Source organism: Agrobacterium tumefaciens (genome assembly GCA_025560025.1).
Lineage (GTDB): Bacteria > Pseudomonadota > Alphaproteobacteria > Rhizobiales > Rhizobiaceae > Agrobacterium.
Genome location: CP048485.1, coordinates 813,271 through 828,141 on the forward strand (window position 1 = coordinate 813,271; position 14,871 = coordinate 828,141).

Below are 14,871 nucleotides of genomic sequence, written 5' to 3' on the forward strand. Positions count from 1 at the left end.
TTTCTAAATAGGCTGCGCCGTGAATCCAAAAAATGCTTGAGGACCACGCTGGGTGGAAAACGTCATCAAATTTGAGTATTCGTAGTTCATGCTCAAGTTCATAGAACTTCGACTCGGTGAAGATTGGGTCGCTGATCCAAATGCGCCAGAGCCTCAGGTTTCAGTTGCGGGCTCCTCGGTGAATGTCTGTTTCCGCTCGTATAGGCTCGTGCAAGACAAGAAAACCTCGGGGTTTTTGAGGGTTTTGAATCTATTTTCAAAAGCAGATCCGAAGTTTGATGAGACACATGGCACTTTAAGCTTCATTGATTGCAGCCGATGGCGCAGGGACGACACCAACGATCATGAATGGTATAAGGTAGACGGTCGTGGTCGCTATAGTGGCATAGCACCGCATTGGGGTAAGTTCTATGAGTTGGTTGGCCACGACCCGATCCGTGATGCCGTACCTTGGGAAACAATACGGGCAGACACCACTAACTCTCGCCACTTCCTCTATTATTTTCGCGACGAAACGCTTGAGTTTATGGCCGACGGCTGGTCGTTCAGCCCCAATTTTGGGGGTTAATTCCGCGTCTTACGACGCCGATTGGCACCGTAGAAAATTTGAAGACCGGAGGCTCTTGGGCAAATGTTTCACCAATATCTAACCGGAAGAAAATCCCGTAGTCGTATGGCGCACGGTGTTACTCACCAATATCCTATGGATGATGTCGATAATCGCTGCGGGTGCTTCGATTGGTTGGCCTCATTGTTGGCGATTTCCTGAGCTCGCCTGCTCAGCTTTTGAAGCTGTTCATTTAATATCTACCTTCGAAGTTATCGTTAGATGCGTCTCGAAGTGTGTGTCAGGCCCAGCGCTCGCAAAAGGCTTCAATATCGCTTGATTGAAAGTCGGTAAGCCGCGCGATGATCGTCTCGAACGGCCAGTCCCACCAGGCGATTGAAGTGAGCGTCTCCGCGATGCGCCGTGAAAATCGCTCGCGAATGATTTTTGCGGGAACGCCACCGACGATCGTGTAGGCCGGCACGTCCTTGGTGACGACAGCGCCGGCTGCCAGCACGGCGCCGTTCCCAATTTTCACGCCCGGCAACACAATGACCCCGTGACCAATCCACACATCGTGACCGATGATGGCGCGGTCCTGTTTGCGCTGATCGAAAAAGGCGTCGTCGCGGACAGCATCTGTTGCGTAATATTCCGGGCAGTAGCTGAAACGATGCATGGACGGTCTGTCCATCGGATGGTTTGGCGCTCCTATCCTCACGTCCGCAGCGATGGCGCAGAATTTTCCAATGGTCGCATCTCCAACCATGCAGCGGGGGCCAAGATAGGAGTAATCTCCGAGTTCCACATTGTGCAGGGAGGTATCCGCCAGAATTTCGCAACATCTTCCGATAGTTGCATCTCTGATGCTCGCGGTGGGATGGATGACGGTTTGTGCGATTTTTGGACGGTTGATTTTTGCGGTCGAATCCATTCCAGCCTCCGGATTTGCGCCTGCTTAGCCGGGGATGATGAAGGCTCTGTGACGTGAGACTGCCAGATAAGCCCGACCTTGCCGAGCTACTGCGTCTCGCCCGAAACTATGCTTTCAGGCAGAAGGGCAGCGCGTTCAGCCGCCTGAAACATCCGCAGCAGCGTCTTTCTTTTTCCAGTAGTGGTCGGATATGTTTTGAGCGTTCCTGATGAGGTGGGCTGCAACTTCGGGGTCCCCGCCCTGGAATGTTTCCCTGTTGGCGCCGCATAACAACAGGAAAAGCTGCTGATGTGCGACGGCGGCAAAATACTCATAGGCGGGCGGCTGTATTTCTGAGCCAATGCTCTGGAGTTCCTCGGCGGCCTGTTTGCTGGCGCGCTCAAGTGCTGCGTCAATTGCAGCCACCATAGCCTCTTCTGTCCGTTCCAATATATTCTGTGCCTGCCGCTCGGCGGGCGTCAGGACAGGACAGCTATCATTCATCGGACATATCTCCTCGCTGCGTCTCGTTTTGCGAGCTGATACTATCGCATGGATTGTGTCCGCTTTGCGGGGAAAGCCTCTAATAAGGCGTTCAAACCGCAACAAACTGTAGGCGACCGGCATCGATGTGTGAGCGTCAGCCGTGTCCCAGCGCCTTCCTGATGCAGGCGCTGAGATAGGCATATTGAAGCGGCGTGATCCTCGCCATCGCCTCGGTGCGGGTGGCTGGCCTGTCCTGATAACCGACGGGGACATCGAACTGGGCAAAGGTGAAATCCCAGCGAATGTCCTCGATGATATTGTAAAAATGGTCCGCGCCGCTGACGGCGGTTTTGGCGAGTTCGCCACCGAAAATATCCTGAACCACCAGCGCTGTGACGCCGCCCTGTCCCCTGGCGGGGTTTTCGCGCGACCAGAGGCTGCTGGTCTCGCCCGACCAGCTTTTCCTTAGGGCATAATAAAGTCGTTCGGCATGGTCCTGCATGTAAATCTTCCCTGTTTCGGAACCTGGTTCCGGGTCAGGCATGGTCAGAGGAGAAACGGAGCGCCGCGCAGCCTGGGAAGGCTGTGGGACGCTCCGACCGTTGAATTCGCACCAGGTGCGGACGGTGCCGGAATGGATTCCGGCGCCTTTTTTACTTCGCGTCGAGCAGGTCCTTGACCTCAAGCAGGACGAACTCGTTGTCATCGGCCTTGTCCAGCGCACGGCCGGCGGAGAAGGGCAGGTTGTTGTCGTTGCCGACGATGATATGCGTGGCGTCAACGCGATCGACATTCTCGATGGTGACGAAAGGCATGTCGTAGAAACCGTTGCTGCCGCCCTGACGCTTCTTGTTATCAGGATCGGAGATTTTCAGCAGATCGATATAGCCGATCTTGCGCGCGGCCTTGCCGACATTGGCGTCATTGAACTCGATCTTGTAGATGCGCTTGACCTTGGAGGGCACGGCAAAGCAGTTTGCTTCCGGCTTCTTCGGGTCGGCGCAGGCCTTGTCGGCGGTGCCGGCGCCATTGTCACGCTCGATCACCAGCGCCGTGCTGTCGTCCAGCATGTTGAAGTCGCCGATGGCTTCGCCGCCTTGGGCCAGCGGGTAAAGCCAGGTGCGGCCGGTCCATTCCTTCTTGGCGGTGTCGAGTTCGATGATGCGCAGTGCGGTCGAACCGTCTTCGGTTTTCTCCACCTGGCCGTCGGCGGTGTAGAGCGGGCCTTCGAGAAGGCCATAGAGCCTGGAGCCATCCTTGGAGAGCGCCATGCCTTCATAACCGCCTGAACGCTTCAGGTTGAAGGCCGGCATTTTCTGTGTCGGGTTGCCGGGCAGTGCCAGGGTCGGATGATCCGGGGACTTCACCTCGATGTCGCCGGCCTTGGTGGTGATGACGTCGGTCAACTTGCCGTCGCGGGTGAATTTCAGGATGTAAGGCCCGAATTCCTCGCCCACCCAGAAACCATCGGCAACCGGCTGAATGGATTCGACGTCGAAATCCGCACCCGTCAGGTAACGCTTGCTCGAGCCTTCCAGAACGATCGGGAAGGGCGCCTTCATATCAGGGTCGGAGAGGAAAACGGTTTCAAGCGCATTGACCTTGCCGGCGTCCCAGTCGAATTTCAGATGGTGAAGCATCAGCATGGCGTCGCTGGAATTGAGCTTGGAACCGAAACCATTGTCGGAAAGGCTCCAGAAGCTGCCATCGGCCATGGCCTTGATGCCGGAAAAGCCCTGCATCGGCTGGCCGTTGAACGGCATGGAAAGGCCGGTGAGGCGCACACCGTCCTTGCCAGGCACGGTGCCGAGACCTTCGGCGCGCTTGCGGTCGGCCGTCGTGAACTTGGCGGAGGTCTTGAGGTGCTCCGGCGCATCGGCGGGTGCTGCGATGATGGTATTGGCCGGCAGAATGGCGTGGGAGACCAGCTTTGCCGGAAACTCCTTCTCAGCCGCATGCGAAGCGGTGGCGAGCGCAAGAAGAGCGCAGGATGCGAAAAGAACGTGCTTCATGATGGAGACCCCTCATTTCCTGTTGAAGACAGGATTGAGGCGATATGGTCGTCGCATGACAGGCAGGTGATTGTCGTTTGAAGCTTTGATGAATTTTGATGACGATGCCCTAAAAAGCCAGTATCGCCCCGCGTCTTGGCTTAAGCAGCAGGGGCCTGATACTGGCTGAGCGTACACACGCCGAGCGTCTGGCCGCGGCCCTTGACCGCGTGTTCGCCGAGATATTCGCTGCGCACGCCCTTGGGAAGCACCAGCTGATGCGCAAGATCGGCGGAAATCAGCACGGGGTGTCCCAGCATCTTGCTCAGCGATTCGAGTCGCGAGGTCGTGTTCACCGTATCGCCGAAATAGGTGATCTTGTGATGGTCAACGCCGATTTCGGCGGTGATGACCGGTCCGCCATGGATGGCGAAGCGCAGGCGCGGCACTTCGCCGAAGCGGGCAAGCCACATGTCGCGATTGCTTTCTATGGTCGCCTGGACGTCGAAAACGCAGCGCACGCAGGCCGCTCGCCTTATCGCCATGTGATAGGGCCAGGTGATGATGGCGGCGTCGCCGATATAGTCGTCGATGACGCCGCCGTGTTTTCTGACTGGCGCGGCATAGCTTGCGAAGATTTCACCGAGAAACTCCTGCGCCTTCAGGTCGCCATGGGTTTCGGCGAAGGAGGTGGAGCCGACGAGATCGATGAAGATGAAGACCCGGTCTTCGCTCACCGGGCGTCTGTAGCGCCCGAGAATGAGGTCGATGAAGATATCGCGGCCCAGAAGCTCGCGCACCCGCATGATGAAAACGATGATGCCGCAGACGATGAGGGTAAAGACGAGGGTCTGCACCTCGGCGTGCACCGCCCGCTTCCAGGTGCCGGGAAATATCCCGCTCAGCCACAGGATCGTGCCGCCGAGCCCGAAACCGCAAAAGACGAGAATGGCATAGATGATGAGGCCAACGGCGATATAGGCCGGTGTCGGCAAAGCACTGACCTGCCGCGACAGGCCGGGCATGATGTAACCGCGCTCGAAAGCAAGGATGGGCGTGCAGGCGAACAGCGCATAGGTAGCACCGATCAGCGCGCCGCCGCCATATTCCAGAAGCGCATAGGCCACGCCGCTGCCGGCCACGGCAACGAAGAGCACCACGTAATCCAGAATGGGCAGCAATTTTCTCATATCGGTTCTTGATCTCGGGAAGGGAAGCCCGCCGTTCCCGCCGGGCGAAGCTTCTGTTCAGGTCATATGCGACATTAATGCGGAAAATGCGCTGCAAAAAGTGACCTTTCGGTAAGGTCACATGAAGGATTGGAAAGGTTGTTGCCCTGTTGCCGCAAAACGGGTGCTGATATCGCGCTACGTCTAATAGGATGTTCTGTAATAGACTGTTTCAAGCGGGGATTGCGGTCGGTCGTCCGGCGAGTGGTTCGACCATTTGACCGGAAAGGCGGCAAAGCGCAGCCGGTTGCCCTCTATCCATGCCCGGTCGAACAGGGTTTCTCCTCTGCCGGCGAAAGTGATTGCCGCGCAGGTTTTGCCGTCGACATCGAAAGGAATATTCTCTTTCCAGCCGCTCAGGCCACAACCGGTGCCTTTCGGGTCGCCATTATAATGGTCGACGACAGCGGGGTCGTTCGGCGTCAAGGTGATCGAGGTGACGGTATGGGCAAACAGCAGGCTGTCATGGTCTTTCAGCCCGCCATCCAGCGCGCCTTCGTAACGCACCTGTACAGTGGGCTGCTGGCAGCTGTTGCGGGCGTAAATCTGCGAGACGGCATGCATGCTTTCGCCGCGTATCGTGATGCGCGTAACGATGCCGTGCCGGTCATTCTTGCCGATCTTCAGACAGTCGGTCGTCCATTCTCCCTGAAGATCGACCTTGCCATCGTCGGCGTGGGTGCTTGCGGGGGCAGGGAGGATGCCTGCGACCGCCACGGAGGCGGCCACCAGAAGCGTGCTGGCAGGTTTCATGGCAATACCCTCAAAGCGCAACTATCGGCACAGAGATGGAATGCGATGCGGGCGAAATTACGGTCCGGCGTGCGGGCGATTACGGCTCGCTCGCTGCCACCTCAACCGCCTCGACCTTCTTGCCGGCGAAACGCAGCGCCACTTCGCCGTTGATGAGTTTCAGCGCCACATCACCGAAGAGTTCCCGCCGCCAGCCGGTCAATGCGGCCACGCTCGCCTTCTCGCCCTCCGAGGCGATCTTGTCCAGATCCTCGCTATTGGCGATGACCTTGGCGGCGACGCCATGCTTGTCGGCGGTCAGCTTCAGGAGGACCTTCAGCAGTTCCACGGCAGCACCCGAGCCTTCCGGCGCATGGCTGTGACGCGGTGCCTTCGGCATGTCTTCCTTGGGAAGCGCCAGCGCCGCATTCACGGTTTCGATGATGGCCGTGCCGGAAGCGGAACGCTCCCAGCCCTTCGGGATGGTGCGAAGCCGCGACAGGGCCTCGGCGTCTTTCGGCTGCTGCTGGGCGATTTCGAAGATCGCATCGTCCTTCAGCACGCGTGAACGCGGCACGTTGCGCGACCGCGCCTCACGCTCGCGCCAGGCGGCGACGAATTTGAGGATCGCAAGTTCCGTCGGCTTGCGCAGACGCGATTTCAGCCGCAGCCACGCATCGTCGGGATGCATGTCGTAGGTATCGCGCGATTCCAGAATATCCATCTCTTCTGTCAACCACAGCGAGCGGCCTTCGCGCTCCAGCTGCGCCTTCAGCGCCAGATAGACATCGCGCAGATGGGTCACGTCGGCCAGCGCGTAATCCAGCTGCTTGTCGGTCAGCGGGCGGCGGCTCCAGTCGGTGAAACGCGAGGATTTGTCGATCTGCACATTCTTGATCTTCTGCACTAGCTGATCGTAGGAGATCGAATCGCCGAAACCGCAGACCATGGCGGCGACCTGGGTGTCGAAGATCGGATGCGGAATAAGCCCGCCGAGATGGTAGATGATTTCGATATCCTGGCGCGCGGCGTGGAAAACCTTCACGACGGCAGGATTGGCCATGAGCTCGAAAAGCGGGGTCAGGTCGAGACCCTTGGCGAGCGGATCGACCAGCACCTCGAGCGTCGGGCTCGCCATCTGCACAAGGCAGAGTTCCGGCCAGAAGGTCGTTTCCCGCAGAAATTCGGTGTCGATGGTGATGAATTCCGATTTCGCCAGTTCCGTGCAGGCTTCGGCGAGGGCGGCAGTCGTTTCAATCATTGCAAATGGCCACTCGTGAAAATTATCCGTCTTACTTTCCCTTTGCCGGGCGCATGTCAATACAAAGCCCGCTTTTGAAGGCTTAAGGATCGTTTTTCTCGGGCGGATTTGGCTCCTGCCCGTCCTTTTTGGGCGGCGGGGGCGCTGCGAGCTTCTGGAAATAGGCGGATGTGCGCAAAAGCGAGCGGAACCGCCAGTTCCTCTCCTCCACGGGAACGCCCTCGCGCACCCGCAGCCGGTATATGGTGTAGGCGATGAAAACGATCTGGATCGCGGCCGTATAGCTGAACAGCGCTTTCGGACCGAACTGGTCGATCAGCACGGAGGCAAGCAGCGGCCCGACGGTTGCGCCCACCGACCAGAAGAACAGCAGCCCGGCGGAAACCATCGCATGTTCGCCCTCCTTGGCATGGTCGTTGCCGTGAGCGGAACTCAACGAATAGAGCGGCAGGGCGAAGGCGCCAAAGATGAAGACACCGATGATGTTGCTCCACTCATCCGTGCCGGCAAAGAAGGCGAGAAACAGGCCGACGATCACCGACCCGGCCGTGGTGGCGAGAATGATGATGCGCCGGTCGTAGCGGTCGGAATAGACGCCGAGCGGATATTGCAGCACCACGCCGCCGATGATGCCGGCGCTCATGAAGGTGGCGATGGCGGTGACGGAAAGCCCGATCTGTTCGGCATAGATCGGGCCGATATTGCGAAACGCCGCCATGCTGAGACCGACGGCCACGCAGCCGACCACGGCAAGCGGCGAGATGCGCCAGACCGCGAAGAGATTGAAGGGAATCTGTTTCGGCGGCGCGGGGTTGGATTTGTCGGCAAGCGAGATCGGCACCAGCGACAGCGTGAGCGCCATGGCGATCAGCGAAAATACCACCGGTCCGTCGATGCCGGCGACGGGAATCATATATTGTGCGAGCGTCACGGAGCCGAGATCGACGAAGCGATAGATGGAGAGCGTGCGCGCCCTGTTGGAATTCGTCACCTGCGCGTTGATCCAGCTTTCTATCGCCGCGAAAAGACAGGCGACAGCAATGCCGATGACGAAACGCATCAGCATCCAGAACAGCGGATGAATGACCAGCGGCATGGCGATCGACGCGGCCGACGCGACGGCCGCCATGGTGGCGAAGGTGCGGATATGGCCGATCTTGCGCAGAAGCCGCGTCACCGAAATGCAGCCAAGCGCAAATCCGATGCTGTAGGCGGCGCTGATGAGGCCGATGGTGCTGGCCGAAAATCCTTCGGAGAGGCCACGCAAGGCTATATAGGTTCCCTGCAGGCCGTTACCGCCGATCAGAATGCCGGCGGTGACGAGAAGCGGGATAAGAGGTCTGATCTGGCTCATTGCGGGCCGACTCGGTTTGGCGGGCTGATTAGGACTATCTAAAGCCAAGGAGGGGGAAAGGACAGCCAGAAGGCGACATTGTTGTGCTTTGCCTTGACAAATCAGGCTGGCCATGCGCTTTTCCGGCAAATTTCGACAGTGCCGCCCATCTGGCCTCCATCAGGCCCACGACACGTTCCAGGATAAAAAAATGCATCGTTACCGCAGCCACACCTGTGCCGCTCTCCGCAAGTCCGACGTCGGCGAAACCGTTCGCCTTTCCGGTTGGGTTCATCGCGTGCGAGATCATGGCGGCGTTCTCTTCATAGACCTTCGCGACCATTACGGCATCACCCAGGTGGTAGCCGATCCTGACAGCCCGGCCTTCAAGGTTGCCGAGACGGTTCGCGGTGAATGGGTCATCCGCATCGATGGCCTCGTCAAGGCGCGCTCGGAAGACACCGTCAACAAGGGCATGGCGACCGGCGAGATCGAGCTTTATGCGCAGGAAATCGAGGTTCTCGGCGTTGCCAAGGAACTGCCGCTGCCGGTCTTCGGCGAGCCTGACTATCCTGAAGACGTTCGCCTGAAATACCGCTTCCTCGATCTTCGTCGCGAAACGCTGCACAAGAACATCGTCAAGCGCACGCAGATCATCTCCGCGATGCGCACCGGCATGGCCGATGCCGGTTTCGCCGAATATACGACGCCGATCCTCACCGCTTCCTCGCCGGAAGGCGCGCGCGACTTCCTCGTGCCCTCGCGCATCCATGAAGGCAAGTTCTTCGCCCTGCCGCAGGCGCCGCAGCAGTACAAGCAGCTTCTGATGGTGGCCGGTTTCGACCGTTATTTCCAGATCGCGCCATGCTTCCGCGATGAAGACCCGCGCGCCGACCGCCTGCCGGGCGAGTTCTACCAGCTCGACGTCGAAATGAGCTTCGTGACCCAGGAAGATGTCTGGACCACGATGGAGCCGATGATGACGGCCGTGTTCGAGAAATTCGCCGAAGGCAAGCCGGTTACGAAACAGTGGCCGCGCATTCCCTATGACGAGGCGATCCGCAAATATGGCTCCGACAAGCCGGACCTGCGCAACCCGATCGTCATGGAAGCCGTGACCGAACATTTCGATGGTTCGGGCTTCAAGGTCTTCGCCAACATGATCGCTTCCAACCCCAAGGTTCAGGTCTGGGCCATCCCGGCCAAGACCGGTGGTTCGCGCGCTTTCTGCGACCGCATGAACGCATGGGCGCAGTCTCAGGGCCAGCCTGGCCTCGGCTATATCTTCTGGAAGGAAGAGGACGGCAAGGTCGGCGGTTCCGGTCCGCTCGCCAAGAATATCGGCGAAGAACGCACCGAGGCGCTGCGCCAGCAGCTCGGCCTTGAGGCAGGCGATGCCTGCTTCTTCGTCGCCGGCGATCCCGCCAAGTTCTACAAGTTCGCCGGCGAGGCGCGCACCCGCGCTGCCGACGAGCTGAACCTGATCGACCGCGACCGTTTCGAAATGTGCTGGATCGTCGATTTCCCCTTCTTCGAATATAACGAGGAAGAAAAGAAGATCGACTTCGCCCATAACCCCTTCTCCATGCCGCAGGGCGGTCTGGAAGCGCTGGAAGGACAGGATCCGCTCTCCATCAAGGCGTTCCAGTATGACGCGGTCTGCAACGGCTTCGAAATCGCCTCCGGCTCGATCCGTAACCAGTCGCCCGAGCTGATGGTCAAGGCCTTCGAAAAGGTGGGCCTGTCGCAGAGCGATGTGGAAGAGCGCTTCGGCGGTCTCTACCGTGCCTTCCAGTACGGCGCGCCTCCGCATGGCGGTTGCGCATTCGGCATCGACCGTGTCGTCATGCTGCTGGTTGGCGCGAAGAACCTGCGCGAAATCACGCTGTTCCCGATGAACCAGCAGGCACAGGACCTCCTGATGAACGCGCCGTCGCCGGCAACGCCGACCCAGCTTCGTGAGCTGGCGCTGCGCGTCGTTCCGTCCAAGAAGGACTGATATGGTGAAGACGCTGCTCGACCGCGTTCGTGCAGCCTTCACCCGTGCATTGGCGGCCGCACTTGCGGCCGCTTTTGCGTTCTGGGTCGCGCATCGGTGGCTGGGCCATCCGCAACCCGTCTTTGCCGCAATCAGCGCGCTTATCTGCCTTGCTCCGGGAATTCCAAGCCATGTTCGTCAGGGCCTTGGCCAGATGGTTGGTGTCACCATTGGTATTCTCGTCGGGGAGATTGCGCTCCTCGTCCCGCATGATGTCGCTGAAATCAGGCTGGCCTCGGCGACCTTCATCGCCATGATCCTCGCCTCCATGTTCGGCCTGCCGCCGGTCGTGCCGATACAGGCTGGCGCTTCGGCCATGCTGGTGCTCTTGATGGGGCCGCAGGCTGCCGGTTTTGTCCGTTTTGTCGATGTGATCGTGGGTGTGGCGACCGGTGTGGCCGTAGCCCTCATCTTCTTTCGCGAGCGGCTGAAGCTCTAGCGGTCTTGTCATAAAACCTTAATTAAACTGACAAATCCGGTAGAGGAGTTCTTAAGCCTTCTCAATCATTCATCCCATCGTGAAATCTGCAAACGAGGGTTGAATGTTTTCGCTGATCTCGACGTTTAAAATTGCGCATCGCGTATCCATGCTCGCACTGGCTGCGCTGTGCGGGATCGCCGTCATCGCGGGCATGCTGCTCTGGCAAAGACAGATGGAGGCGCGTTATCGCGTCGCCGAAGAGACGCTGATCGAGCGGGACGGGGTGCTGGCGGCGCTGGAGGACGGTTTGCATGAAAGCCGTCTTCACCAGAGAGATTTTCTGCTGACCCGCGATATGAAATCCGTTGCGCGGTTTGACCAGACCATGGATCAGGTCCGGCAATCTTTGAACCATCTCGCAGACGAGGCGACACCGCAGACCCGGACGCGGCTCGAAGCGCTCGCGCAGGGTGCTGCTGCCTATTCCGACCGCATGAAGGCGCTGGTCGCCAAGAATGCGGAACTGGGCCTCACGCCGACAGAGGGCCTTGAGGGCGCCATGCGCAATGGTGTGCATTCCATCGAAAAGCTCATCGATGCCGTCGCCAATGCCGAAATCCGTGCCAGCATGCTGATGATGCGCCGGCATGAAAAGGATTTCATTTTGCGGCGCGATGAAGCCTACACGGGCAAACATGCCGCCGAGGTGGAAACCTTCAAGGCGCTGGTGAAGCAGGAATACCGGCCGGGCGCGGAGCGCCAGCGCATCATGGATGCTCTGGAAATTTACACTGCCTCCTTCCGCTTTTATGCGCAGGCCGTGCTGGAGGAGCAGAAGGCGCGCGAAACGGTCGCCACTGCGTATAATGCGCTGCTGCCCGTTGTCGCGGATATTTCCACGGCCTATCAGCAGGAGCGGGAAGCCAGCGCGCTGAAAAATCAGACTGCGGCGGAAACAACCGTTTCCATCGTTGTCGCGCTTATCGCGCTCGCCGTTATCAGCCTTTTTGCCGGAGTTTATCTCATTGGCCGTTCGATAACCCGTCCAGCCACCGCCATTACCGGCGCGATGCGTCGTCTGGCGGGAGGTGAGACGGAGCTCGACGTCCCCGGCCTTCGCCGCAGGGACGAGTTTGGCGCCATGGCGCAGGCGCTTGAGGTTTTTCGGCAGGCGGCCATCGCCAAGATAGAGCTGGAGACCGAAGCCCTTGTCGCCCGCCGGCAGGCCGAAGAGGAAAAAGCGCGGTTCCAGCGCGAGGCGGAGGCCGAGGCGAAGACGCGGCTGATGCAGGCGACGACGGGACTTGCGGCGGCGCTGCATCGCCTTGCCGCCGGTGACCTCTCCTTCGAACTCCACGAGCCTTTCGCCCCGGATTTCGAAGCCCTGCGCCACGATCTCAACCGGACGATCCGCCAGCTCGATGCCGCCATGTCCGGTGTCGTGCAGTCGAGCGTGGCGATTGATGGCGGCAGCCAGGAGATCAGCCAGAGCGCTGCCGATCTCGCCCGCCGCACCGAGCAGCAGGCCGCCTCGCTGGAGGAAACCGCCGCCGCGCTGGATGAATTGACGACGAATATCCGCATTTCGGCGGAGCGTGCGGTGGAAGCCCGCGCGGTCGCCCATTCGGCAGACGAGGACGCCAGCCGCACGGCCGATCTCGTTGTCGATACGATCATGGCGATGGAAAAGATCGAACAGTCATCGGGCAAGATTGGCAGCATCATCAGCGTCATTGATGAGATTGCCTTTCAGACCAATCTTCTTGCACTCAATGCCGGTGTCGAGGCGGCACGTGCGGGCGAGGCGGGACGCGGTTTCGCCGTCGTTGCCCAGGAAGTGCGTGAACTGGCGCAACGCTCCGCAAAGGCGGCCGCCGAGATCAAGGTGCTCATTCGCAACTCCGGTACGGAGGTGAAGGACGGTGCGCGTTTCGTGCGCGAAACAGGTGCCGCCCTGTCGCGTATCGGCGGCTCGGTCAAGACAATCAACGATCATATCGAGGCGATCGCCGTCGCCACGAAGGAGCAGTCGCTCGGCCTTTCCGAAATCAACGCCACCGTCAACCATCTGGATCAGGGCACGCAGCAGAACGCCGCCATGGTCGAGGAAAACAATGCCGCCAGCGCCATGCTGGCCGGCGAGACGGCGCGGCTGAAGGAACTGGTCTATCAATTTCAGCTGAGCGAGACGGACATGCAGATGCAGAGGATGAGCCAGCGCGAAGCGGCCTGATATAGGTCCAGCCATCGAAAAGCGGGTGCGCAACTTGCCGCCCGCTTTTTTGCTGTTTATAGATGGGTTACTCACCACGGACCCGGTGAAACCCCGGGTGGCTCTTCTGGCCGCCGATCCGCCAGACAACGCAAAGCACCGACATTCCTTTTCAATCTACCGGACATGGCTCCGGCCGGTGCGTCATTCTTTGCGAAAAAATCAAATGAACAGATTTCAGACTTACAGACGTGAGTGGTTTTCCAATATTCGCGGCGATCTCCTTTCCGGCATCGTCGTGGCACTCGCCCTCATTCCCGAAGCCATCGGCTTTTCCGTCATCGCCGGGGTCGATCCGAAGGTGGGATTGTTCGCCTCCTTTGCGATTGCCTGCGTTTCCGCCTTTACCGGCGGCAGACCGGGCATGATCTCGGCGGCAACCGCCGCCACCGCCGTCCTGATGGTTACGCTCGTCAAGGAACACGGGCTGCAATATCTCTTCGCCGCCACCATCCTCATGGGCGTGCTGCAAATTCTGGCGGGCCTTGTAAAACTCGGCAGGGTGATGCGCTTCGTCTCGCGTTCGGTCATGACCGGCTTCGTCAATGCGCTGGCGATCCTGATTTTCATGGCGCAATTACCCGAGCTGATCGGCGTGCCGGTCGAAACCTACGTCATGATCATGGCCGGTCTTGCGATCATCTATCTCTTCCCGCTGGTCACCAAAATAGTGCCGTCGCCGCTGGTCGCCATCATCGTTCTCACCTGTGTCGCCGTCTTCTCCGGCATGGATATCCGCACGGTCGGCGATCTCGGTGAGTTGCCCTCGACGCTGCCGATATTCGCCCTGCCGCAGGTGCCGCTGACCTTCGAGACGCTGCAGATTATCTTTCCCTATTCCGTCGCGCTCGCCGCCGTCGGTCTTCTGGAATCGCTGCTGACGGCGCAGATCGTCGACGACATGACGGATACGGGCAGCAACAAGAGCCAGGAATGCATCGGGCAGGGGACGAGCAATATTGCGTCTGCCCTCATCGGCGGCATGGGCGGCTGCGCCATGATCGGCCAGTCCGTCATCAATGTCAGCTCCGGCGGTCGGGGCCGCTTGTCCACCTTCGTCGCGGGCGCGTTTCTGCTGTTCCTCATATTGGTGCTGGATGATCTTGTACGCATCATTCCCATGGCCGCGCTGGTGGCGGTGATGATCATGGTCTCCATCGGCACCTTCTCGTGGCGCTCCATCCTTGATCTGCGCCGCAACCCGCCATCGTCAAGCATCGTCATGCTGGTGACGGTCGGCACGGTGCTTGCGACTCATGATCTTGCAAAGGGCGTGTTGGCCGGCGTCCTTCTCTCCGGCGTGTTTTTCGCGGGCAAGGTGTCGAAACTTTTCCATGTCCGGCCGGAGCTTTCAGCCGATGGCCGGGAGCGGGTCTATCGCGTGGATGGCCAGATTTTCTTTGCCTCGACGGAAAGCTTCATTACCGCCTTCGATTTTGCCGAGGATGTTGAGGCGGTGACAATCGATGTCACCCAGGCGCATCTGTGGGATATTTCCGCGGTTGGCGCTCTGGACAAGGTGGTCCTGAAATTCCGCAAGGCCGGCAGGCGGGTTGAGGTGATCGGCGTCAATGAGGCGAGCGCCCACATGATCGACCGCTTCGCCCTGCACGATAAACAGGATGGCGCTGTCGCGCCGCTGCACTAA

13 protein-coding genes are annotated in these 14,871 nt (G+C 59.5%); 5 read left to right on the top strand and 8 right to left on the bottom strand.

Features of this window, described 5'->3' with window-relative positions; all coding sequences use genetic code 11:
* Positions 1–88: 88 nt before the first annotated feature.
* The gene (locus FY152_03975) at positions 89–568 is read left to right on the top strand and encodes a hypothetical protein (protein UXS31292.1); all 480 of its coding nucleotides are present in this window, start codon (positions 89–91) and stop codon (positions 566–568) included.
* A 280-nt stretch (positions 569–848) separates the two neighbouring features.
* Here FY152_03975 and FY152_03980 read toward each other — a convergent pair whose 3' ends face one another.
* The 8 genes from FY152_03980 to FY152_04015 form a co-directional block, all read right to left on the bottom strand.
* On the bottom strand, positions 849–1,481 hold the full coding sequence (locus FY152_03980; protein UXS31293.1) for an acetyltransferase: 633 nt from the start codon (positions 1,479–1,481) through the stop codon (positions 849–851).
* Between the two features lie 135 nt (positions 1,482–1,616).
* Complete coding sequence (locus FY152_03985) at positions 1,617–1,964, bottom strand: hypothetical protein (protein ID UXS31294.1); 348 nt, start codon at positions 1,962–1,964, stop codon at positions 1,617–1,619.
* 136 nt (positions 1,965–2,100) lie between these two features.
* Positions 2,101–2,448 carry a hypothetical protein gene (locus tag FY152_03990; GenBank protein ID UXS31295.1) on the bottom strand — a complete coding sequence of 116 codons (348 nt, stop codon included), beginning with the start codon at positions 2,446–2,448 and terminating at the stop codon, positions 2,101–2,103.
* A 151-nt stretch (positions 2,449–2,599) separates the two neighbouring features.
* Positions 2,600–3,958, bottom strand: coding sequence for an esterase-like activity of phytase family protein (locus FY152_03995; GenBank protein UXS31296.1), 1,359 nt, complete (start codon positions 3,956–3,958; stop codon positions 2,600–2,602).
* A 140-nt stretch (positions 3,959–4,098) separates the two neighbouring features.
* Complete coding sequence (locus FY152_04000) at positions 4,099–5,127, bottom strand: adenylate/guanylate cyclase domain-containing protein (protein UXS31297.1); 1,029 nt, start codon at positions 5,125–5,127, stop codon at positions 4,099–4,101.
* A 183-nt stretch (positions 5,128–5,310) separates the two neighbouring features.
* On the bottom strand, positions 5,311–5,919 hold the full coding sequence (locus FY152_04005) for a hypothetical protein (protein ID UXS31298.1): 609 nt from the start codon (positions 5,917–5,919) through the stop codon (positions 5,311–5,313).
* A 79-nt stretch (positions 5,920–5,998) separates the two neighbouring features.
* A complete protein-coding gene (gene rnd, locus FY152_04010) occupies positions 5,999–7,159 on the bottom strand; it encodes a ribonuclease D (protein UXS31299.1) in 1,161 nt (386 codons plus the stop codon).
* A gap of 82 nt (positions 7,160–7,241) precedes the next feature.
* Complete coding sequence (locus tag FY152_04015) at positions 7,242–8,513, bottom strand: MFS transporter (GenBank protein ID UXS31300.1); 1,272 nt, start codon at positions 8,511–8,513, stop codon at positions 7,242–7,244.
* Between the two features lie 190 nt (positions 8,514–8,703).
* Here FY152_04015 and aspS point away from each other — a divergent pair, with 190 nt between their 5' ends.
* The 4 genes from aspS to FY152_04035 all read left to right on the top strand — a co-directional run bounded on the left by aspS (position 8,704) and on the right by FY152_04035 (position 14,871).
* Positions 8,704–10,491 carry an aspartate--tRNA ligase gene (gene aspS, locus FY152_04020; GenBank protein ID UXS31301.1) on the top strand — a complete coding sequence of 596 codons (1,788 nt, stop codon included), beginning with the start codon at positions 8,704–8,706 and terminating at the stop codon, positions 10,489–10,491.
* Position 10,492: 1 nt separating this feature from the next.
* Entirely contained in the window at positions 10,493–10,969 is a 477-nt protein-coding gene (locus tag FY152_04025; protein ID UXS31302.1) for an aromatic acid exporter family protein, read from the top strand.
* A gap of 103 nt (positions 10,970–11,072) precedes the next feature.
* Positions 11,073–13,184: a HAMP domain-containing protein gene (locus tag FY152_04030; GenBank protein UXS31303.1), complete on the top strand. Its 2,112-nt coding sequence runs from the start codon at positions 11,073–11,075 to the stop codon at positions 13,182–13,184.
* 205 nt (positions 13,185–13,389) lie between these two features.
* A complete protein-coding gene (locus tag FY152_04035; protein ID UXS31304.1) occupies positions 13,390–14,871 on the top strand; it encodes a SulP family inorganic anion transporter in 1,482 nt (493 codons plus the stop codon).